Here is a 21,608-nt window from a genome sequence, read left to right on the forward strand (position 1 = left end):
TTTTTATTAATTACATTAAGGTCTCACTAGTATTTAGTTTAATCCTCTGAATAAACTCTTGCCATGGAAAAAATACTCCTGGGCATGTCGTTCCCTGGGTCACTTCTCTATGTGGCATGATATTCTCTAATGGAATATGGTATTTTCGCATTAGTTCGAGGGTTAATTTCACTAGAGCATCCATCTGTACAACAGTAGGGGACTTACTCTCAAAATTACCGACTAATACGATACCGATGCTACGTGGATTAGCTCCCAGAGCATGAGCTCCTATTAAATTTTCCGGACGGCCATTCTCGACAGTACCATCAGGCAGAATCACTTTATGATAGGCAATACCTGCCCAACCTTTTTTTAAATGTAACTCGTGGATATCAGATACTGACATATCTTCTATAGCAGTATGGTGAATTACTATCATATCTGTTTTCTTCCGCGGCAACAAATTTTCAGAAAAGAAAAGCTCCGGTTGAAAATAATTATCCGTTTTTAGCCAATTATCATCTCGGCTTGATTGTTGTGCATTAAGATTTGACGCTATTCGATTGAACCGACTCTTCTTAAGATAATTTTTGGCATCACCAGGAGCAATCTCTGTAATTTCAAAACCGTGGATTTTTGAATGCATATTTATTTTTGCATTGGCTTTTAAGTTATCTATGAAAAAACGAATTAAGTTATATTTGTTATCCGATTTTCGAACAATCACCCTTAATTCTGGAAAAGTACTATTCACGAATACAGTGCTATCTGCTGCAATAATGTCGGTGTACAGTTCGCCAAAACAGTTTTGAAAGTCCCTAATCTTAATGTTACCATCCATTATTTGAGTTTCTTTTACAACTCGATTTTGTGCATTATATTCAATCCAAACCGTTGCATTCATCTCTCCCACTATGGTCATGTAACCATAGGCCTTAGCACTACTATTTAACGTAGATTTCCATTCACTTTGTGTCCAGATCCGATTAAACCCATCTTGGACTAAAGAATAATCACCGTACCTTTGCTCAATTTGGCTTTTGCTATTTCCAATTTCAGCAGAAGCACTGGATGTTAGAGTAAAGGTCAATACACAGGCAAGAAAAAATATCAAGCAGGGCTGCTCGAATAATCGTATTTGTTTAATAATCACAATATCATCTCCTTAAAAAATTTGTATATTGCAATTTGATTTTTCTAACTTATTGTATGGTTAAACCTATGTTAGCAGATCCGTATTACTGACTAAAAGATACTTCTCTTCCTTATTAGCCTTAAACACCTTCTTCCCCTGCAAGTAAAATGTACTTTTTTTCTATCTGACTATTAGTAAATTATAAATTCAGATACACAAAAGCAACCAATACGACTCACACTTTCTCCATGAGTGGTATTGGTTGCTTTTTAAAACTGTTCAATCCTATTGAATTGCAACCGTTAACTTCAATGGTTCACTATTAATTAATACATCTGTATACTCTCTTACTTCATCAAACACAATTTCCACCGCCAGGGTTTCACTCATAATATAGTCCTTGTATTGAATCACAACGTCTTGAAGACAGACATTTCCCGTCATATAGATTTTAATCTTATCCATTACTTCAAAAGAACTATCTTTTCTCATATTTTGGATTTTGCTAATGATTTCTCTAGCATATCCTTCAACTTTCAGACTTTCAGAGATATGGGTATCAAGAACAACACCAACATCACCTTCTCCAGCAAAGGCGAAACCTTCGAGTCCATTCATCGTTACCAACAAATTGGTAGAGTTAAACTCTATGAGAGTACCATCAATTTCTACTGTAATGGCCTCGTTATTTGAAATTTTCAACGCTAACGCCATCTGATCCATCTCCGAAATAGCTTTTCTGATGGCTGGTATAAACTTACCATGAGTTTTCCCTAACACTGGCGAATTGGGTTTTACGATATAACTTACATAATCAGACATATTAGCGTTCACTTCTACGCATTTTATATTTAGTTCTTCTTTAATAATATCAATATAATAATCAGGTAGTGTCTTAGTACTTAGTAACATTTTGGAAAGAGGCTGCCTATTTTTAATATTGGCCACATTTCTCGCACTTCTTCCTAGACCACAAATCTTGTAAGTTAGCTCCATTTCTTTTTCCAGCTGCCTATCGACAAGCTTTTCATCATATTCAGGCCACCTGCACAGATGCACACTCTCCGGTGCTTTTACATCACGACCTACTACAAGGTTTTGATAAATCTCTTCTGTTATAAAAGGAACGAAAGGAGCAGCCACGATTACTAGATTTTTCAGCACAGTGTGTAAGGTAAGATACGCATCGATCTTATCATCTGTCATCTCCATAACCCAATATCTGGTTCTATTTCTCCTCACATACCAGTTTGACAACTCATCAGTAAATTCTCCGATAAGCTCTGCTGCTCCAGTTATATCATAAGCATCCAGATCTTCCCCAACCTTATAAATCATGGTATTAAGCTTAGAGATAATCCACTTATCCATGACATGGCTACTTTGTCTCCCATGATACGTAGTCGGATCAAACTGATCGATCTGTGCATACAACACGTAGAAAGAATATATATTCCATAAAGTATTTAAAAATTTACGTTGGGCTTCAATCACCGCATCTTCATAAAACCTGGATGGCAGCCAAGGAGCACTAGCAGTATAAAAATACCATCGTAAGGCATCGGCTCCTTGATTCTCCAGAACCGTAAAAGGATTTAAGACATTCCCTTTATGCTTTGACATTTTAATACCGTTTTTATCGAGCACATGCCCAAGAACGATACAATTTTCAAAAGGACTCTTATCAAATATGGCAGTAGATATAGCGAGAAGGGTGTAAAACCATCCTCTTGTCTGATCAACCGCTTCCGATATAAACTGGGCAGGAAAGTTTTTCTCAAACAACTCCTTATTCTCAAAAGGATAATGATATTGAGCAAAGGGCATGGAGCCGGAATCATACCAGCAATCAATTACCTCGCTAACTCTTTGCATTTTTTTTACACACTTAGGACATTGTAGTGATACCTTATCAATGTAGGGCTTGTGAAGCTCAATATCTCCCGGCACTTGGATTGCCTTTTCCTTTAGTTCGGCAAGGCTTCCGATGCATTCCCTATGCCCGCATTCGCATTCCCAAATTGGTAAAGGGGTGCCCCAATAACGTTCCCGACTTAGTCCCCAATCAATCACATTATCCAGGAAATTACCAAATCGACCTTTCTTAATATTATCAGGATACCAATTGATTTTATCATTATTTTCTAAGAGATTGTCTCGTAAGGAGGACATCTTTACGAACCAAGAATCCCTCGGATAATATAAAAGAGGTGTGTCACAGCGCCAGCAGAATGGGTACGAATGAAGATATTTCTCTGTTTTATAAAGGATATTTTTTTCCTTCATAACTTCAATGATTTTTTCATCTGCTTTTTTAACAAACATCCCCTGCCAGGGGATGACCTCTTTCACAAAATTCCCCTGCACATCAACCAAATTTATCAACGGCAGATCATATTTCTGCCCTACCCGATTATCATCTTCTCCATAAGCAGGTGCTATGTGAACCACACCTGAACCATCACTAAGAGTTACAAAATCACCATGAACAATATAATAGGCTTTTTTCTCAGGAGTGACAAAAGAGAACATTGGTTCGTACTCCTGCTCAAGAAGCTCTTCTCCTTTAAAGGCTCTTACTACCTCATACTCACCATCAATCCTGCTAAGCAAATCTTGGGCAATGATCAAATGCTCTTCCTGATTGATGATTTCCACATAATCATATTTTCGATTCACTGCAAGAGCTACATTACTTGGCAAGGTCCATGGTGTTGTCGTCCATACTAGAATATAGGTATCTTTACCCTTTAGTTTAAATTTAACGTAAGCAGAGCTATCCTTCACATCTTTATAGCCTTGGGCAACCTCATGAGATGATAGAGCGGTCCCGCAGCGCGGACAGTAAGGAACAATTTTATGACCTTTATATAACAAGTCTTTATCCCAGAGCTGTTTCAATGACCACCATACCGATTCAATATATTCATTTTGATAGGTAACATAAGGATTATCCATATCAATCCAGTAAGCTACCCGTTCGGACATATCCTTCCACTGGGTTGCATAGGTAAATACGCTATCTTTGCACTTTTTTATAAAGTTTTCCACACCATATTTTTCAATTTGCGGTTTTCCAGATATACCAAGAGCTTTCTCTACCTCAAGTTCAACAGGCAGACCGTGCGTATCCCAACCCGCTTTGCGTAAAACATGATATCCTTTCATAACTTTATAACGAGGGATAAGATCTTTAATCACTCGAGTAACGACATGACCAATATGAGGTGCACCATTGGCTGTAGGAGGGCCGTCGTAAAAGGTAAAATATTCACTACCTTCATTCATTTGAAAATTTCTTTTTATAATATCTTTCTCTTTCCATTGTTCAAGAACGGATTTTTCCATTGCTACAAAATTATTCTTGGAATCAACTTTTTTATACATGTTAAAAACTCCTTTTACTCGATAGCCTTCACCATTCTATCCCTTCACTAAAAATAAAAAAACTTCATCCTGTCCAGGACGAAGTTTTACATTCGTTATACCACCTTTAACAACCATTCAGGTACTAGCATACCTTATCCTTTAACGCAGAAATACGGATTGACTTACTCTAATTTCAGCCATCAGCTCTCAGGTGATTTTCTTCAGATTATCATCATAGGTTCTCAGCAATCCCTACTCTCTGTGTATGTAAAATCATGAATACTCTTCCCGATCATCGCTTTTTAAATACTTCTATTAATTTACCAACAGTATACGCCCTGCTTTTTATATTGTCAATGGATGAACAAAAGATATTCCTTCATATCCTTCTTCTCTTGCTCTGGATATAACCCAAAAGTCCTGCACTACTTATCCTAAGTAGTACAGGACTTTATATGCTGTTTTATTCTAGAACAGTAATAGTATCCCCATTTTTAAGCTGATCGATAAGAGTTGTTATTACCAGACTACCTTGTGGTATAGCTGATGTAACTTCCAACAAATCTCCAATTACTTCACCGACTGTAACCTGTTGACGAATTGCCTTTCCTTCAATGTCAAAGAAAATAAAATATTGTCCTTCTGCGTCACGTAGCACGGCTTGGGCCGGAATCGCTATCGTACCGACCTCTTGTCCAGTAGCAATGCGCACGGTAATAGACATTCCCAGTGGTAACATATCCCCTGGCGGCTGGATTAGTTTTATATGCGCCATAAAAGACGCAATCTGTTTATCTTTAACTTCGGGATAAATGCCGGAAACTTGCCCCGCCAGTTGCTGTCCCGCTACCTCGATAACTGCTTTTGAACCGAGCTGGATAAAATATAACTCACTTTGTTCCAGCGGCACGACAATCTCTACATCTTGCCCACTGCCAAGCGACATAAGTTCTTGCCCTTCCGTAACCGTACTGCCGGCGGCTACCACGCTTCCAGTAATCGTTCCATCAATTGGTGACTGAATCGTAACCGGGCCGTTCACGACAGTAGTAACCGGTCTTTCAGGTACTATCATACCTTCTTGCGAACCCTGCATGCCTGCCTGAGCCGCCTGTAGACGCCCTTCCGCAGTTTCCAACTGTTTACGGGCAATAGCACCTTGTTCATAGAGTTTTTTATACCGATTGTATTCATTTAATGCCTTTTCATATATATCCTTCGAAACCGAAGAGACTTCTACTGACGTAGAGTTAGACGCGACCATAACCTTACTATCCCCGCCAGTGATGTCTAGTTTAATTAGCGGCTGACCTGCTTTCACTACCTGACCTGCTGTAACGTAGACATCATTAACACGGCCTACCCCTTCAGTGTAAACAGGAACCATCGTCGCATGCACTACCAATCCGGCACGCTCAATGTGTAGTGGTTTACTAACAGTACTGACTTGAGTAACGGTGACACTCACTGGCGTCCGCTGACTCGTACGTTGTAAAAAAAAAGTCGTTGCGATGGCTAAAACAACAATCAGTACTATGATTGCCTTCCTCGACTCACGAAATTGCTGTATAGATATCTGCATATTTGTCATCTCCATTATGAAAACTTAGCCGTTACTATGTTCTCATGTTTCGTAAGTGGCGTCAAGTTGTTATTTTTAGCAGATTTTTTAATTTAGGCAGGCAAAATATCTCGATTTCCGCTATAATGTAAAATGGTAGACAAATTATCCTATGAGCTACCTTTTATCTTATAATTCTACGTTTAAGGAGGAACCCCAGTTATGACAGATCCTATAGAAACTCCGACTGCAAAAAAGGCAACTGTTATCAAAAAAATGCTAACACTCTCAGCACCATGGCGCATCTTCTTGCTATGTATGCTACTTATATCGATACTCTTCTACCAATTACACTTGCCGCTTACCTCGCAGGTGGCAACAGCAAATGAAGTTACCGAGTACACAGCTCCCAGCTTGCCAACTCCACCCTCGATTACGCCTAAACCAGCTGCTAACTTAGTTGCAACACCTTCTATTTGGCCTGTTCGAGGAACCATTACTTCAGGGTTTGGTTGGCGAATCTCGCCATTCGGCGACGGTAATGAGTTACATCCTGGTGTCGATATTGCCTATACTATGGGCGCACCAGTAGTGGCAACTGCCGACGGCGAAGTCGTAGCGAGTGGTCCGGCTGGTGGCTATGGCAATCTAGTACAAATTGACCACGGAAATGGTATCGCAACACTATATGGCCACAACTCCCAGCTAGCTGTTAATGTTGGACAACAAGTCAAGAAAGGACAGGTTATTGCCTATGCTGGCAGCACTGGCAAAAGCACCGGCCCCCATGTCCATTACGAAGTGCGTATAAACAATACTCCTATAGATCCAATGAAATACCTAGTATCCTATTAATAATGTCAATAAAAACAGCAGCTACATCCCTGAGGCTGTAGCTGGCTTATTTCAGAATGCTATTTTTAAATTATTAAACCTTGCTTGGTATATTTCTTTTTTCACATACTACTAATGCAACTAACCCCATAAACCTGCTTGCAAAATAAAGAAGCTACGTATATTCGTGGCTTCTTTATTTTGCGAATTATTGTACTATCCCACAAAGGAAACCAGCAAATTGCCATTATCTATTAGTGATAATAGTAAATACCTTACAATCCGCTGGAAATCATTAGAACTAAGGTGGCAAAATTAATGACAACACTTTGAGTAATTACAAATTAAATAGTGCAATAATCGAGTTACTTGCAGTGTACAATACTAGTATTCCAACGAAAATGACAATGGGATGATTGCGCCATTCATTTTCTTTTTTTATTTCTTTTATATTATCCACAAAAAAACACCTCTTTGCATCTTTAATCAAGCATTTGATAGTTTTTTAATTCTCTCGCAATTAACTAATTCTCTTATTCTAGCATGGATAGTAATTTCAATATCCCTAGTTAACTCTTCTAGAAGTCTCTCTACTTGTTCATCACTAGCCTCAGAAAAATATTTTTTCACAAGCTGTTTTGTTTCTTCTTGTTTCAACATAACAAATACTCCTTATTTAGTACTAATTATTATTACTTCAATATTAAAATGAAAATTCCTTCTTCCTAATTAAACAAAAATGCAATAATAAATAGGATGTTTTTTACCACCTTCTGTGATTCTTATTGTTTTCCAATACAAGCTAATAAAGAATAGCTTGTATTGGAAAACAAGATGCACCTACTCCGCTAGGGCACTATCAGTGCTACCAAATACCATCAATTGAAGTAGACCTTTGCTCTCGAAGGTTAGTTTTATCATCAGTAAAACAATGCCTCACGGATCATGGCCTTGTAGAAGGATATGTTTCTAGTGGCTGTATTAGAAGGTGTAAATCGAGATATTGAAGAGTTATTTTTTAAAAATTAAGTTGGTACTTCAGTAATAACCATCATTTATTATCGCTTTAAAATAAAATAAGCACCATCTAACTAAAAGTAGACGGTACTTGGCTTACCAATTTGATAGGGTGTTAAAAGTGGCACTAGGCATAAAAACAGTGATCATATTACTTAATTAAAAATCAAATTTTCTCTAATTGAAATATTGATTTATTTGAGAAAAGTGCAACCTTGTTAAGGTGGCGATCATTTTACCTTGTAAAATAATATGAAACGTCCATCTTGCGATATAACATCCAAGTTTCTTTTTTCAAGAAAGGTCATTATATTATGTACGGTCTTATATATTGGGGTATTAAATTCCTGAACGTTATTAATACTGCTAGAACCAACAGACTCAGACCAATTAGCATTCTCCTGAGTTTTGGAATTTGAAAAAGCAACGTCTTTGTTACAATCTATTACTATGTTTGAAGCTAGAATCATTGTTAAAATTAGCCATGCTGCTTGTTTTTTCACTGTTTAAACCTCATTAATTTTATTTTTAGTATATAACGATTAGTAATAAGCGAAAAGCAGCAAATAATTCCAGTGTACACAAAGCAATATAGCTAATTCTAAAAACAAGAAAATAGGTTACCCATCTTACAAAGATATTAACCTTATACGCTTTTCACGTCTGATGCTTATAATATGGAATTTAACTTGCTTAACTCAAATTCCAAAGGTATACTAAAGGTATACTAAAGGAATTTTACCAATAAGAAAAGAGTGTGAGCATATGGCAAAAGTATTTTTCCCTGAAGCAGCCGCTATGGTACCAGCTAGTCCACCCCATCCTCCTAATACCCAATATAGAGTTTCTATAGGTCTTGAAACTTGGGGCGGAGAAAACCATAGGGTAGTTAAAGTTCAAATGGTTTATGACGGTAAGATAGCAGACCGTAGGCCTCCGTCTTATCCTGTTGGAAACGATGATTATATGCGAGTGACAGAAGTTATAAGAAAAATAATTAATAGAAGCTAAAAAAAGGTTGCATAGTAGCAACCTTTTTTTAGCTTCTATCGTCTCGTTTAGAGATAAAAATAACATCCTTTTAGTTTTTGGCATCGCCTCTGCAAAAGGGATGTAAACCAACCTACAGGAAATGAGGAATCAATGAATAATTAGCCTCCTACTCAATTGTTATTTGTGATTATCTCGCCATGATATAAATTTTTTCTATATCCTCCATATTTAGAATTTGGAAATTGCCGATGGTTCTTGTTTTTTTAAAGCTACACTTGTAAGCCAACTCGTGAATCTGCTCGTCCGTTAATTCAACACCCAATTCCCTAATAGAAGTGGGCATACCGATAAATCGATAAAAATTCTCCATGGCTTTGATACCTTCCAGAGCGGTTTTTTCAGGATCTTTGAAATCATTGGACACCCCCAACACATTCACCGCAAACTGTACAAAGCGCATTACATCAGTCTTGTATACATACCGTGCCCAACTTCCCCACACCGCCGACAGGCCCGCACCGTGAGCTACATCGAACATGCCGCCCAACTCATGTTCCAACTGATGGCACGACCAGTCACCAACAGAACCGCACCCTGTCAATCCATTGTGTGAAAGGCTTCCAGCCCACATTATTTCTGCACGTGCATCATAACATTGGGGTTTATGCATCAGTATTTTTGCGTTATGGATCACGGTCCTCATCAAACCTTCGCTGATACTATCTGTCACTTCCATGCTTCTTTCCGTAGTGAAATAACGCTCCATAGTATGCATTAGAATATCAGTACAGCCACTCTCCGTCTGATACTGTGGTAACGTATATGTCAGCTCCGGATTCATAATAGCAAATTTGCATCGTGAATAGTCAGTATTACAGCCTCTCTTCAGCCATCCTTCTTCCTTGGTGATAACAGAGGAACTACTCATCTCACTACCCGCTGCTGCAATAGTCAGGATGACACCGACTGGCAGGCATCCGGTTGCCTTAGCTTTGCCTTCGTACAAATCCCATACATCACAGTCATTTACCATACCGTAGCCGATGGCTTTTGCAGAATCAATAACGCTACCGCCACCTACAGCTAGAATGAAGTCAACGTTCTCTTTTTTGCACAGATCTATACCTTCATACACCTTAGAAAGTCTAGGGTTAGGTACCACACCACCCAAAGTAACATATTCGATCTCTGCATTTGTGAGAGAATCAAATACTTTGTCCAACAAGCCGGACTGCTTCGCACTACTGCCTCCGAAATTAACTAACACCTTTTTACAATTCTGGGCTTGAATAAGGCTTCCAGTCTGTGCTTCCGCATCCTTACCGAAAACCACTTTAGTAGGGGTATAATATTCAAAATTTTTCATTACTAACACACTCCTATTTCCTATTTAATTTGCTTCCATTCATCTTCCTTAAATCCTACCAATACTCGATTGCCAGCAACTAATATAGGCCGTTTGACCAGCATTCCATTGGTTGCAAGCATGGCGAACATCTCTGTATCGCACATCTTCGGTAGCTTGTCTTTTAGTTGCATTGATTTGTATAAAAGTCCGCTGGTATTAAAAAATTTTTTAACCGGAAGGTCGCTTTTCTTCTGCCACTCCTCTAATTCCACCACAGACGGATTTTCATCCTTGATATTCCTCTCCTCATAAGTAACTCCATTATCATTCAGCCATTTCTTTGCCTTTTGACAGGTGGTGCATTTGGGGTAATAAACAAACTGATATCTCATGTAATTTCCTCACTTGTCTGACATTTTATATGCGCATTGCCATGCGCCGAAAAGTATGGCGTCTGCCACGAATCGCAATAGAATAGGCTAAAATATTCTCCGGAATAGCAAAACCAGCATATCCAGCATCACCAATATGGTGAATATCAGTTCCAGCCATTTTGCAGTTTAGTGCAATGCTTTTAATTGTCTGGGTATCTGCCCCTTCTTGGGAAGTACCGATCGTAGTCATCACCAAAGCTCCATGTTGATGTACATATTCACAAATTCGCTTAATAAACTCAACTGTAATTCCTGGTACAGTCCCGGGGGCTGGCACCAGAATAATATCAGCTCCAGCAGTTAAGAATTTTTCTACAGTCTGCTCAGTTATAATATTTTCTGCAGCTTCGCTCTTAATCCCAGAAGCATGCATTTTCCCTGCGATAATAACAATATCATTGCCTAACTCACTACGAATTTCGGCAATTGCATGTTGAATGGTTTGATTATCAACACCTACTTTGGGATTACCTGTAATAGTAATGAGTTGGGCACCTTGCTCATATGCCAGACGAGCATTTTCCCGAGTCGCCCTGCGCCCTAATGGCAACTCTTCTTTTTCACCCATAAACACGGGATCACTTGCAACCGGCTCAAGATTCACGCCAACGACCCGACCACTCAAGCGTTTTACCGCTTCAATCACACTTTCACCCTGTAGTGGGGTAATACCAAAAACATCTGGTTTATATACATCATATAGATTTAAAAGCACAATATCAGCACCAAGGCCAGCCGCCAATTCAGGATTGCTAACATCATAGAGCATTGACATCATCGGACAAACCATTTCACTCAAGATGGTACGACCTTCCGCCGTCCTAATACTTTCTACCAAAGCATTACCTTGTAGCTTCAGTAGTTTTTCTGGACGTAAATCTAATATACGTTCACTCATCCATCTTCCTCCTTATTGTATTCTAATTTTAAAATAGTCTAACTTTTCCAATGGGATCAGGGAAAGATCAAAGCATTATTTTCATCAAAACTTAAAAAAGGATTCCAAGCAACTTCCCATAAATAACCGTCTGGGTCAGCAAAATAGCCGCTATAACCTCCCCAAAATACTTTTTGGGCTTTTTTGATAATTTTTGCTCCTGCTTGTTCAGCCTTATAGAGAACTTTATCTACTTCTTCAATACTTTTAGCATTATGCGCTAAAGTAATACCTGAAAAGCCTGTTCCTTCTGAACTTACATTTGCATCTTCTGCAAGTAGTTGTTTAGGATATAGCGATAAGCCAACGCCTCCTAAATCAAAGAAGACGATATTATCCTGACTTGCACTTGAAGACTTCCATCCCAAACCGTCCCGATAAAACCTAGTAGCAGTATCTAAATCCTTTACGCCTAAAGTAACCAATGTTAATTTATTTCGCACAACAATCACCTTCTTTTAAATATTTTTAAAAATGTAAATGTTGACTATCACTTTAATTATCATCTTCGAGGTATATTCATCTGTATCCTGCTTACTGAGTATATTATGTGTAAGTGTCAAAGGACTTTTTCCCTGCCCAAGTTAATATAGCTGCATCTTGTTGTTTTTCCTTATGTATATCCATCAACTGTTAGAAGAAGAATATATCAATTAATGCTATTCTTCTTATTCTGGGTCAGTGTTATCCCCTATATTGTGTGGTGGAAAATCGTCGACCGTAAAAATTTCTTTGAAATTACGACTTACGGATTATTAGTAGCTTTATTTACCGGCCTACTAGATGCAATTGGTGTAGAATTGGATATCTGGGATTATAAATACGATCTAGTCCCTTTATCGGATGTCCTTATCGTATATGATGTGTCTATATTGCCGATTACGTATATGCTTGTTTATCAGTACTTCCGGACATGGAGGTCATTTGCCATCGCTCATGTCATCGTTGCTTTTGTGTTCGCCTTTGTCTTTGAGCCTATTCTTATGTGGTTAGATATTTACCACCCATCCAAATGGACACATATTTATTCTTTTGTCGGATATTTTCTTGTTGCCATATTTCTCCGATGGCTGATGAATCAATTAATTAAAAAGAGCAAATCATTCTAATTTAGAATTCATTTACAATTGAAGAGTAAACATAGACAATGCATTGCCGATCATAGTTCCCAGATTAACTGGACAAACTCTTGTTCAGTTGCATCCTCTGTACTTGGACATTCTACCCCTCTCATAGTCTTTATGGGAGGGGATTTTTTTTGAAATAAATAGAGGTTTCCATTCTTTTTTACCGAATATTCTATTAATTGAGAAAGGAAGTGTTATTACGGATACTAAGGAGCTGCAGATATTAAAATCTCTTCATCATAAGATAGAACAAAATGCCTTTGATGAAAAAGATATTTATTCTTTTTTTACTATAATCAAGAAATTGGCGAAAAAAGATACCCCTACTGTTGAACTTGGTGATTTTATCGTTCAGAGAGAAAGATATAGAGGATTTATTAATACATATATACTTGATGCAAAGGCAAAGTTAGATAAATCAGCAAAAGATAAAGTAACACTAACTATTGAACCCGTTTACTCGTTTGATGAAATACTCCAAGATATTAATGAAATTATGGTGTTGCATAAATTATCTACTTTTAAAGATGAAGTTATTTGTGGAATTGTTTTATGCATAATCTCCCTTTTGCACGATGTGAAACTATCAAATAAAAAAGAACAACTTGGCCAGTTAGTATTTTCTATTCAAAATGATCAAATCATACTCTTAGGTGTAATACGTGGCAAAAATAAAATCGATGTGCATTTTCCGATAATCGCAGCTAAAAATATTTTTTGTCAGATAGCGAATCAAACTAATGAACCTATTCTATTTAGTGATGGCGTTAAAATAAAGAATGTCCATAATAAATTGATTGTTAATTTCAACTAAATGAGAGCAAAGGTGCTTCGTGTTTAGTTCTCCAGCTACCACGATTTCGCCGCTCCTATTGACGCGTATGTCAATAGGAGTTTTTATGTTCTAAATTCTTTAGCTAATACCACTTTGTAATGCATCGGCTATAGCTCTTCAGAAACTCTAATGAGTTAACCTTCGTCTAGATTACCAAATAAATGTAAAAAAATTGACTTTTGAGGTAAATACGGACAAAATAAATAGATAACCTCGCTTCAGATAAAAAAGCACTCTTTCTGAGAGTGCTTTTTTATCCAATTGCCTTACCTTTTATAAAGTTCCACCTAATCCTCGAATACGATTCTGGGCTGAGTCCACCAAATCTTTATCTTGAGGCAACGTTGCACTTTGGATAAGCTTACGATATGTATTAATAGCATCCTGATATAATGTTCTGTTTTCATATGCCAAGCCTAAATTGAAATATGCTAAGGTATAATTAGGATTAATTTCTATTGCCTTACGTAGATCATTAAGCCCCAAATCATATTGTTTTTTTTGGTTATAAAGGTTTCCACGATTATTGTAGGCAAATGCATAAGCGGGATCAGATTCTATTGCTTTGCTATAATCTTCAATAGCTAAACCAATATTGTCCATTTTTTCATACAAAAATGCCCGATTAAAATAGGCAAATGCATACTTAGGATTAATTTCTAATGCCTTATTAAGGTCATTAAGCGCTAAATCATATTGACCTTTTGCCCGGTATGCATTTCCCCGTTTACAGTAAGCTATGGCATCATTGGGATTATTAGTTATAATGTTCGTACTACTAGTTATCGTTTGGTCAATAGGATTTACAATAGGTTGTGTCTCTGAAGCAAAAACTACGGACATGCTACTTAACATAAAAACACATATGATAATTAACAGGCTTTTTTTCAAGTTAAAATCCTCCTTTATATTCCACTACATGTAAATTATATTATATAACATATTGAAAATACCTCTTTAATTATAAGAAATTCTCTCCCTCTAATTAGCTACCGATACAGAATTATCGCAGTTAATATTTTACATTAATAAATAATAAAAAGCACCCCTAAGGATGCTTAATAAAGAGTGTTGAACTTTAACAATTTTATTAACTTCTTATAAATGCTAGTACTCTTTTAAAATTCGATACTTTATAATGTTTTCTACTTAGAATATTTTGCACAGATCATATCTTCATATTTAATCACTAACGTACCTATTATATAAATTCTTGGTAGCCAATGTAATAACAAGAATTGAAACAACTATATTTGGTATACTTATGTACCAAGAAGTTACTAGATTATTTACCCCTATTAAAACTGTATTTAGTAATGTTAGATAAAAAATCATAGCTGCACCTCCAACATTATAATATGCACATTAGCTTAATGATAGTCTAATTTTTTAAAGTATTTGAGCTAAACAATTTACTTATGTCTTTTATTTAAAAAGAGCACAAAAGTCTTGGTATCTAAATATGGGTCCTACGTCTTATTGTAGATTTTCTCTTGCTTTTTATTTTCGCATAAAAGTCAATACACATTGTTAGTATTCCCAAGAGGGTCGCAATTGTTGTTAATATATTTTGTATCCTATCATAATCTACTCCCCCATGAACTCACCTCCTAATATATATTTCAGAGATAATCTTATAAGGGTTACAACTCTAAATTACCATAACTCGGGATTAAAGTAAATTATTAACTTATCGCAAATACCGACAATCCGGATAGTAAATATGCTACTCACTATTACTTATATCACTGGTAGCAGCAAATTATGTATGCTTTACACCAACTTACCTTTTTCGCTCAGCAATTTTCTTTTTTCTTCTGTCGGATTAATTTTTCTAATCCATTTCAATGTTTCCACTCACTCACACTTTACATTTATAATAGATCACTTTTACTCGCTATATTACATATCATGTAATGAGATTGATAATTAGCTAATAATGAGATTCTAAATACACCCACAATTAATCGATAACGTATAATAGATAAAATAATATTGGGAGGGATTCTTGTGGATAAACTTCAAAGAAAAAAGGTTGTCGCTAATTCTATAAAAATCACTTACGGTGATCGCAAAAACACTTCCAAAACAACAAGTGACCATAAAGTTAAAACAAAGACGAAATTTTAAAGCCTTAGTTGATAAAGTTGGCTGTTCTTTTAGAACAGCCACTCATTTTTAACTTAACTATATTTAATACCTTCAAACCTTATTAAAAATTTTCATATTGGTTAAACTATCAGCAGGAGGTGATCACTTTGAAAAAAGCACTTATTTCCGGAATGTTTTCTAGTGTTTCCGATGCTGAGTTGATTACCCAAATGCTTGATGTTGCTGATTTGGAAGAAAATAAAGATATATCGGATAAAGATTTAAACCAAACGTTTGAAAATAACAATGATCTACGTTAATGAAAATTTTAATTTACCGTCCTCTAAAATATAGGGCGGTTTTTTTATTAAATAATCTACATCAAAGATATATATAAGGACTTACATCCACAAATTGCAAAACTCCTGCCAAATTTTTATTGGCAGGAGTTTTATTACTCTATTAACTCAATTTTGTATTAAACTCATTATGTAATCGCCCCTTCATATCGTCTAGCTACTTCTTTCCAATCAATTATTTGAAAGAAACCTTCGATATAATCAGCACGCAGGTTTTTGTATTTTAGGTAATAAGCATGCTCCCATACGTCAATTGCGAGGACAGGGCACCATTTACCTTCTATTTGCATAAGTGGATTATCCTGGTTCGGTGTTGAGCTTACTGCAAGATTTCCTGCAGGATCGGTCGAAAGCCACGCCCATCCTGAGCCAAATCGGGCAAGAGCTGCAGATTTGATTTTTTCCTTAAAACTAGCGAAACTTCCGAAATCTTTCTCGATTTGTTTTGCCAAAACGCCTGTCGGTTCTCCGCCGCCTTCAGGTGAAATAACTGAAAAATAGAGATTGTGATTATAGTACCCGCCCCCATTATTTTGGATGGCAGTTCGAAGTACAGTATCGGAAATAGCCGGCAGGTCTGCCAAGATTTCCTCGATTGTCTTATTGGAGAGTTCTAACACCTTCTCCAACGCCATATTTAAATTATTGGTATAAGTCGCGTGATGTTTAGTATAGTGAGTTCTCATGGTAAGTTCATCAATATGAGGCTCCAAAGCCTCAAACCCATATTTTAATTCTACCTGTTTCATCTTAGAAACCTCCTTTAATTATCTGTTATATTCATATCATACTCCTTTATTAAGAAATATTCAACATGTTTTAGTACGATTAATTAATAAATAATAATTATCAAATATTCTTATAGGTACACTTTATATCCACATTTACCAATATGCTGCCTTGTGAAAATATCTAGACGTAGTAATGACCCCCTAACAGTAGTTTTATCCTACCATAGGAGGTCATTACTTTCATTTTCCATTTTCGAGGTTCACTTTAAGTAAACAATGCTTTTTATAGATATACGTTATATGAAATTTAGAATTTGAAATTAACGCCTCCACCAATCCCTTTGAATGTTGCACCGTTATTATCATCGTAGTTCTTCCAACTGAGATTCATTTGACTGTTTTTATCCATAGCATAGGTAATACCGATGACTTCATCTCTAAAATGCGAGCCTTTCTGATAAGTCCCATACACAGCAAAACCAGAAGCAAGGCTTTGTTTAATCGATGCACCGTAGAACAGATTATTGTCACTTGCAGCATTATCCGTCGCCATTCGTCGTTGGCCAACCATCAAGGCTACATTCGGTAGTAATACCGTGGTTTTAAGACCAAAATCCGTATAGGATGTTTTATCGGTCTGGGCATGGCTTACAAAAGCTCCGTACCCTAACCCTAAGCCGACGCTACCATAGAATTCGTTAAATCCAGTTTTCCCTTGTTCAATACCACCAGACGTCTTTTTTAGGTCATAATAATTATAACCTATTTGAATATCTCCGATTCCTGAGTTCGGATCTGGCACCGCACATATTCCAATTGACGATATTGCTAGAACGAATATCATTGTAAATAATACTAACTTTTTCATCTTTGCTCCCCCTACATGTTTTTCTAAGCGAATAATAGCAATTACGAAAATTAACAACTTATTATGTAATTACTCCATTTTAAAATGGTAAATTCATTTTCACCCTATTTTCAAATTTAATTATAATCTTAATATATGACAAAATAATGACAACAAAAAGCCCCAGTAAACTAACAATTCTCATTCCCTATGAATAAAAAATATCGGATACTTGTCCTAATCTATAATGCCTTAGGTTTTTATATCGTTGTCTTTGCTCCTATTAATATAATTTCCCTTATTATAGTGCAAAGCAGATACCCCATAAGATAACTATATGGGGTACTAACTACATTTTCCATTTTTTCTGTATAGAGATGTTGAATATTCTCCAATCCTTATACCTACTCCAGTACCAAGTATGGAAGCGGAATTATCAAGGCTGTAGGATAAATATTATACTACGATTGCACACTTGGCGTTAATTTAACTTTGATCGCCTAATTTAAGACAAAAACTAAGATGAAAATTTCCAAAACTATGCCCAAAACCACCTAAGGCATGCCCAAAACCTCCGAACCCAGGATCGAAACTAGGATGGAAACTAGTACCAATAAATGGGCCCCAACCATCACAGTTACGATACATTATTTTTGCACCTCCTATGTCGCTTACTATATATTATGTAATTTTACAATAAAAGTACCAATTAGATACTATGTTCCCTGTCATGCTCAGAGTGATCTCTTCCGTGTCGGCCCGCCCTACTCGTTATCAAATTGCTACTGCAAGGAGGCTACTTTATTTATAGCCGTTAAGTTTATGTTACTGCTGAACATTTACATTATATATACTAATATCTGTTTAAAATAAAAAAGCCCCTACCCAAAGATAGACGGCTCATCTATTTATTCGATATCCTTATTTTAATTTTTTTACCACAACCAGAGCATTTTCCTTTACCTTTATCGCTAAGGTTAACGGTACATCCACATTGCGTGTGAACCAACAAATCCATCACCTCTTTGTTTGTATTAATCTTTAGCAACATCTGCTATTAGGTTAATTATACTATAAAATAATTAATAAGTTTGTTACTATCTTGTTAATTTCACCAATTACTTACTATTGTTTTAATTTTAAGATAAATACTTTTTTGTCATTTTATATTTATTTACACGCCCTCACACTTAACCGCATATAATCCCTATGAATCGGACATACTCTTTTTAACGACTTCCCATGTCGTTAAACATATCTCTCCCATTCTTATGGCTCTCATTAGGAGGGCTATCTTTTTTTGCCAACCTTTCTAATATCTAATCACTCTTACTTATTATTGATCATATTATGTATAAAGGTTACTTATACTTCCATTCATTAGGAGGTGAAACTACTATATGGACCACCGTAAATGGGATGGCCCCGATATTGAAGATTGGGATGATAATTCAGAATTTAGGTCAGAAGATGAGCGGCAGTTAATCGTAGGCGTAGGTTTCGGTTTTGGTTGTTTTCCTCGTCGCTTTTGTTTCCCTAGACGATTTTGTTGGCCTAGAGAGTTCTGTTGGCCTAGAGAATTTTGTTGGCCTAGACAGTCTTGCTGGCCAAGACAAGGTTGCTGGCCCGTACAAGGATGCTGGCCGCGCTAGCATTAATCCTTTATTTTTAGAAAAAGCTTTCGAGCTTTTTCTTTTTATGCTCTATACAATTATATAAACTAGAAGAACCTGCTATTAGAATACAAATAAGACGGCACCGAAAGGTACCGTCTATAACTTATTTCTTTGGTAATTTAGGATCAAATTTGGCTGTAGATGATTCACCTATTTTTGTCTTAGGCCAAGACGCATGTGTTTTCCCCTTTTCTCCATTTTTGGATGCATCATTGAATTTTCTTGGTGGTTTTGTTGTTTTCATACTATCAACCCCTTTGGATTATCTTATGAATATGAGGGATTAATTGTGCTATATTTTATAATATGCAATTTATCTATTCGACACAAGATCTTTTTTAAGGCGTTATCATACTATAGGTTCCTGTATATTGGCACGTTGTTTTGTGCATACTCCTACTAAAATAAAAAGGAGGTTGAATTATGGAAAATATAAATACTAATTTGAGTGCTAAAATATCTTCTAGCACTCCCCTGAAAGAAGATTCGGACTGTAGTGCTACTATCCAAGGCTATCCTAATACTGATAATATAAATGCTTCTTCTAAAAGCTGTGAAAATGCAAGGACTGAAAGTTTCGCAACACCTGATTATGGTGATACTTCAAAAATATAATTGATATATGAGGTGGCTTTTGCCACCTTAAATCTTTAGAATATTTCTTATACTAAATTAGCCTTATGACACAAATATGTTAGGATTCCTAAAATTAAAATTATTATTTTTTCGATACTGATTGTATCCTTTTAATCGCTGTATTTATCCATCTTATCTTTCTTTTATTTATCAAATCTAACGACTCAAAGGCTTCAGAAAAAAAAAGTAATAGAAATACAACAATATTTAAAATAAATGCTGCGATCATGCATAGTAAACAAAGAAAAACGCAAGCCAATACCGCTTCAAAATACGTCAGTCCACTTATTGTTAATAATGATTTAAGAAATACCATATTTACCTCTTATGATTATAAATTAAAAACGATAATCATTAAGTTCCCCTACTACTAATAAAACTATTCCTATAGGCACGAGACCAAAAGTTATTATAAGCCATTATGAATTTTCTATATCCTGCATAGTAAATAGGGCTTCGTTAAATACTATCTATAATCAAAACTTAGGAGGATGTAAACGTGGAAGATAACAAAGTTCAACAAGATTCTACTACTATGGAAAACGAGCAAATACAGGCTGAATCTAACACTCTAGATTCACAAAACACAAAGAACATTGAAAATAAGAATATTAATAGCATCTTTAATGCAGACATGATTTTCCCTAGCTAACTATGCAACAGTTGCTGTATTTCACTTAATTTTTCATTTGCTGCTTTCTCACCTTGACCAATATACAACACTGCTTGTTTATTATCTTTACATTTGATCTCAAAAGTATTAGGCCGAATAATGACGTCAGCATATTGTTCCGCTTTAAGTAACGTAACCTCCCTGCCCATAATTTCGATACATTGTACTAATATTTCCCCAACAGTCTTAATATCATAATTGGATTGACCATCATAACCTAAATCAACTCCAATTACTATATCGGCTCCCATATGCCGCAAAATATCAGTAGGCAAGTTATTCTTTACTGCTCCATCCACTAATGTCATACTACGGTATTTCTTGGGAAAAAATATTCCTGGAATGGAAATACTCGCGCGAACTGCTTCCGTTAAAGATGTATTATGGTAGTACCTAGCATTTAAAATAGCACGACTATCGAAGACGGGACTAGTAAAGAATACTGTATCGGCAGTATTTAAATCTACCGCTGTAATTGCAACTGGAATATTAGTATCCTTTACCGTACGATTTTGCCATAGACCATAAAAAAACTGTTCTACTTTATCTCCCTTTATAAAGCCAGTAGGTAATACAGACCAAAATCGAAACATGCCATTAAACAACCATTTCATACCATGTTTAAACAGATCACCTACAGTAACATTTAAGTCGATTAATTCGTTCATCTTTAAATTTTGTACCATTACTTGCATTTGTTGCGGAGTATAGCCACAGGCATACATCGCAGCAATGATAGCACCTGCACTCGTTCCACTTATCATATCAATAGGAATGTTGTGCTCTATTAATACCTTTAATACTCCGATATGTGCCATACCTCGGATGCCCCCACCACTTAGTGCTACTCCTATCCGTTTTTTTCTATTACTCTTGTAACCAGTACTTTTTAGATCCATAACATATCACCTCATATACGCACTTACTATATGTTATAATCTAAAAGGTCATACTGTGCCACATAATAGCTTTTATCTTGACACCCTAACTACTACATTCTTTGAAATAGAAAAAAAGATGTGA

At 36.2% G+C, this 21,608-nt stretch carries 23 protein-coding genes and 1 other annotated feature; of the genes, 8 read left to right on the forward strand and 15 right to left on the reverse strand.

The annotated features are described in order from the left end of the window. Positions 1–10 precede the first annotated feature (10 nt). From UFO1_RS24075 to UFO1_RS11645, 3 genes are all read right to left on the reverse strand, one after another. A complete protein-coding gene (locus UFO1_RS24075) occupies positions 11–1,135 on the reverse strand; it encodes a peptidoglycan recognition family protein (protein WP_051788913.1) in 1,125 nt (374 codons plus the stop codon). A gap of 267 nt (positions 1,136–1,402) precedes the next feature. Continuing rightward, positions 1,403–4,504 carry an isoleucine--tRNA ligase gene (gene ileS / locus UFO1_RS11640; protein WP_038670936.1) on the reverse strand — a complete coding sequence of 1,034 codons (3,102 nt, stop codon included), beginning with the start codon at positions 4,502–4,504 and terminating at the stop codon, positions 1,403–1,405. Between the two features lie 71 nt (positions 4,505–4,575). Continuing rightward, positions 4,576–4,791, reverse strand: a binding site (T-box leader). A gap of 158 nt (positions 4,792–4,949) precedes the next feature. Next, entirely contained in the window at positions 4,950–6,068 is a 1,119-nt protein-coding gene (locus tag UFO1_RS11645; protein ID WP_051788914.1) for an efflux RND transporter periplasmic adaptor subunit, read from the reverse strand. Between the two features lie 201 nt (positions 6,069–6,269). On the opposite strand from UFO1_RS11645, the gene UFO1_RS11650 reads away from it, so the two are divergent. Next, positions 6,270–6,902: a M23 family metallopeptidase gene (locus tag UFO1_RS11650; RefSeq protein WP_084159819.1), complete on the forward strand. Its 633-nt coding sequence runs from the start codon at positions 6,270–6,272 to the stop codon at positions 6,900–6,902. 465 nt (positions 6,903–7,367) lie between these two features. Here UFO1_RS11650 and UFO1_RS25210 read toward each other — a convergent pair whose 3' ends face one another. Next, complete coding sequence (locus UFO1_RS25210) at positions 7,368–7,541, reverse strand: hypothetical protein (protein ID WP_158442803.1); 174 nt, start codon at positions 7,539–7,541, stop codon at positions 7,368–7,370. Positions 7,542–8,128: 587 nt separating this feature from the next. Further along, positions 8,129–8,401 (reverse strand): hypothetical protein, encoded by a 273-nt coding sequence (locus UFO1_RS11655; protein ID WP_038670937.1) that lies wholly within the window; start codon positions 8,399–8,401, stop codon positions 8,129–8,131. Positions 8,402–8,663: 262 nt separating this feature from the next. Here UFO1_RS11655 and UFO1_RS11660 point away from each other — a divergent pair, with 262 nt between their 5' ends. After that, the gene (locus UFO1_RS11660) at positions 8,664–8,909 is read left to right on the forward strand and encodes a hypothetical protein (RefSeq protein ID WP_038670939.1); all 246 of its coding nucleotides are present in this window, start codon (positions 8,664–8,666) and stop codon (positions 8,907–8,909) included. Positions 8,910–9,078: 169 nt separating this feature from the next. Here the strand turns inward: UFO1_RS11660 and UFO1_RS11665 are convergent, their stop codons facing one another. From UFO1_RS11665 to UFO1_RS11680, 4 genes are read right to left on the reverse strand one after another with little or no spacing between them, the layout of a single operon-like run. Next, a complete protein-coding gene (locus UFO1_RS11665; protein ID WP_038670940.1) occupies positions 9,079–10,257 on the reverse strand; it encodes an iron-containing alcohol dehydrogenase in 1,179 nt (392 codons plus the stop codon). A gap of 20 nt (positions 10,258–10,277) precedes the next feature. Then, a complete protein-coding gene (locus UFO1_RS11670; RefSeq protein ID WP_038670941.1) occupies positions 10,278–10,631 on the reverse strand; it encodes an arsenate reductase family protein in 354 nt (117 codons plus the stop codon). 25 nt (positions 10,632–10,656) lie between these two features. Further along, positions 10,657–11,571 carry a PEP phosphonomutase gene (locus UFO1_RS11675; protein WP_038670942.1) on the reverse strand — a complete coding sequence of 305 codons (915 nt, stop codon included), beginning with the start codon at positions 11,569–11,571 and terminating at the stop codon, positions 10,657–10,659. A gap of 56 nt (positions 11,572–11,627) precedes the next feature. Further along, a complete protein-coding gene (locus tag UFO1_RS11680; protein WP_038670943.1) occupies positions 11,628–12,053 on the reverse strand; it encodes a VOC family protein in 426 nt (141 codons plus the stop codon). A gap of 213 nt (positions 12,054–12,266) precedes the next feature. On the opposite strand from UFO1_RS11680, the gene UFO1_RS11685 reads away from it, so the two are divergent. Together UFO1_RS11685 and UFO1_RS11690 are read left to right on the forward strand one after the other, a co-directional pair. Next, positions 12,267–12,719: a CBO0543 family protein gene (locus UFO1_RS11685; RefSeq protein WP_051788915.1), complete on the forward strand. Its 453-nt coding sequence runs from the start codon at positions 12,267–12,269 to the stop codon at positions 12,717–12,719. Between the two features lie 322 nt (positions 12,720–13,041). Continuing rightward, entirely contained in the window at positions 13,042–13,551 is a 510-nt protein-coding gene (locus UFO1_RS11690; RefSeq protein ID WP_038670944.1) for a hypothetical protein, read from the forward strand. A 294-nt stretch (positions 13,552–13,845) separates the two neighbouring features. Here UFO1_RS11690 and UFO1_RS24080 read toward each other — a convergent pair whose 3' ends face one another. Continuing rightward, complete coding sequence (locus tag UFO1_RS24080; protein ID WP_051788916.1) at positions 13,846–14,463, reverse strand: tetratricopeptide repeat protein; 618 nt, start codon at positions 14,461–14,463, stop codon at positions 13,846–13,848. A 1,367-nt stretch (positions 14,464–15,830) separates the two neighbouring features. On the opposite strand from UFO1_RS24080, the gene UFO1_RS25215 reads away from it, so the two are divergent. After that, positions 15,831–15,983 carry a hypothetical protein gene (locus UFO1_RS25215; protein WP_158442805.1) on the forward strand — a complete coding sequence of 51 codons (153 nt, stop codon included), beginning with the start codon at positions 15,831–15,833 and terminating at the stop codon, positions 15,981–15,983. A gap of 167 nt (positions 15,984–16,150) precedes the next feature. Here UFO1_RS25215 and UFO1_RS11700 read toward each other — a convergent pair whose 3' ends face one another. The 3 genes from UFO1_RS11700 to UFO1_RS25220 all read right to left on the reverse strand — a co-directional run bounded on the left by UFO1_RS11700 (position 16,151) and on the right by UFO1_RS25220 (position 18,248). Then, a complete protein-coding gene (locus UFO1_RS11700; protein WP_038670945.1) occupies positions 16,151–16,771 on the reverse strand; it encodes a superoxide dismutase in 621 nt (206 codons plus the stop codon). A gap of 289 nt (positions 16,772–17,060) precedes the next feature. Continuing rightward, positions 17,061–17,621 (reverse strand): hypothetical protein, encoded by a 561-nt coding sequence (locus UFO1_RS11705; RefSeq protein WP_038670946.1) that lies wholly within the window; start codon positions 17,619–17,621, stop codon positions 17,061–17,063. Between the two features lie 465 nt (positions 17,622–18,086). After that, positions 18,087–18,248 carry a hypothetical protein gene (locus tag UFO1_RS25220; RefSeq protein WP_158442806.1) on the reverse strand — a complete coding sequence of 54 codons (162 nt, stop codon included), beginning with the start codon at positions 18,246–18,248 and terminating at the stop codon, positions 18,087–18,089. Between the two features lie 752 nt (positions 18,249–19,000). Here UFO1_RS25220 and UFO1_RS24475 point away from each other — a divergent pair. Further along, positions 19,001–19,252, forward strand: coding sequence for a hypothetical protein (locus UFO1_RS24475; RefSeq protein WP_071842013.1), 252 nt, complete (start codon positions 19,001–19,003; stop codon positions 19,250–19,252). Between the two features lie 127 nt (positions 19,253–19,379). Here UFO1_RS24475 and UFO1_RS25445 read toward each other — a convergent pair whose 3' ends face one another. Beyond that, positions 19,380–19,520 carry a hypothetical protein gene (locus tag UFO1_RS25445; protein WP_173406219.1) on the reverse strand — a complete coding sequence of 47 codons (141 nt, stop codon included), beginning with the start codon at positions 19,518–19,520 and terminating at the stop codon, positions 19,380–19,382. 179 nt (positions 19,521–19,699) lie between these two features. On the opposite strand from UFO1_RS25445, the gene UFO1_RS11715 reads away from it, so the two are divergent. Further along, positions 19,700–19,891 (forward strand): hypothetical protein, encoded by a 192-nt coding sequence (locus tag UFO1_RS11715; protein ID WP_038670948.1) that lies wholly within the window; start codon positions 19,700–19,702, stop codon positions 19,889–19,891. Between the two features lie 520 nt (positions 19,892–20,411). Beyond that, positions 20,412–20,564 (forward strand): hypothetical protein, encoded by a 153-nt coding sequence (locus UFO1_RS25225; protein ID WP_158442808.1) that lies wholly within the window; start codon positions 20,412–20,414, stop codon positions 20,562–20,564. Here UFO1_RS25225 and UFO1_RS11725 read toward each other — a convergent pair. Continuing rightward, positions 20,561–21,484: a patatin-like phospholipase family protein gene (locus tag UFO1_RS11725; protein WP_038670950.1), complete on the reverse strand. Its 924-nt coding sequence runs from the start codon at positions 21,482–21,484 to the stop codon at positions 20,561–20,563. The two genes, UFO1_RS25225 and UFO1_RS11725, sit on opposite strands and share 4 nt — an antisense overlap. Positions 21,485–21,608: the final 124 nt, after the last annotated feature.

Source organism: Pelosinus sp. UFO1 (genome assembly GCF_000725345.1).
Classification (GTDB): domain Bacteria; phylum Bacillota; class Negativicutes; order DSM-13327; family DSM-13327; genus Pelosinus.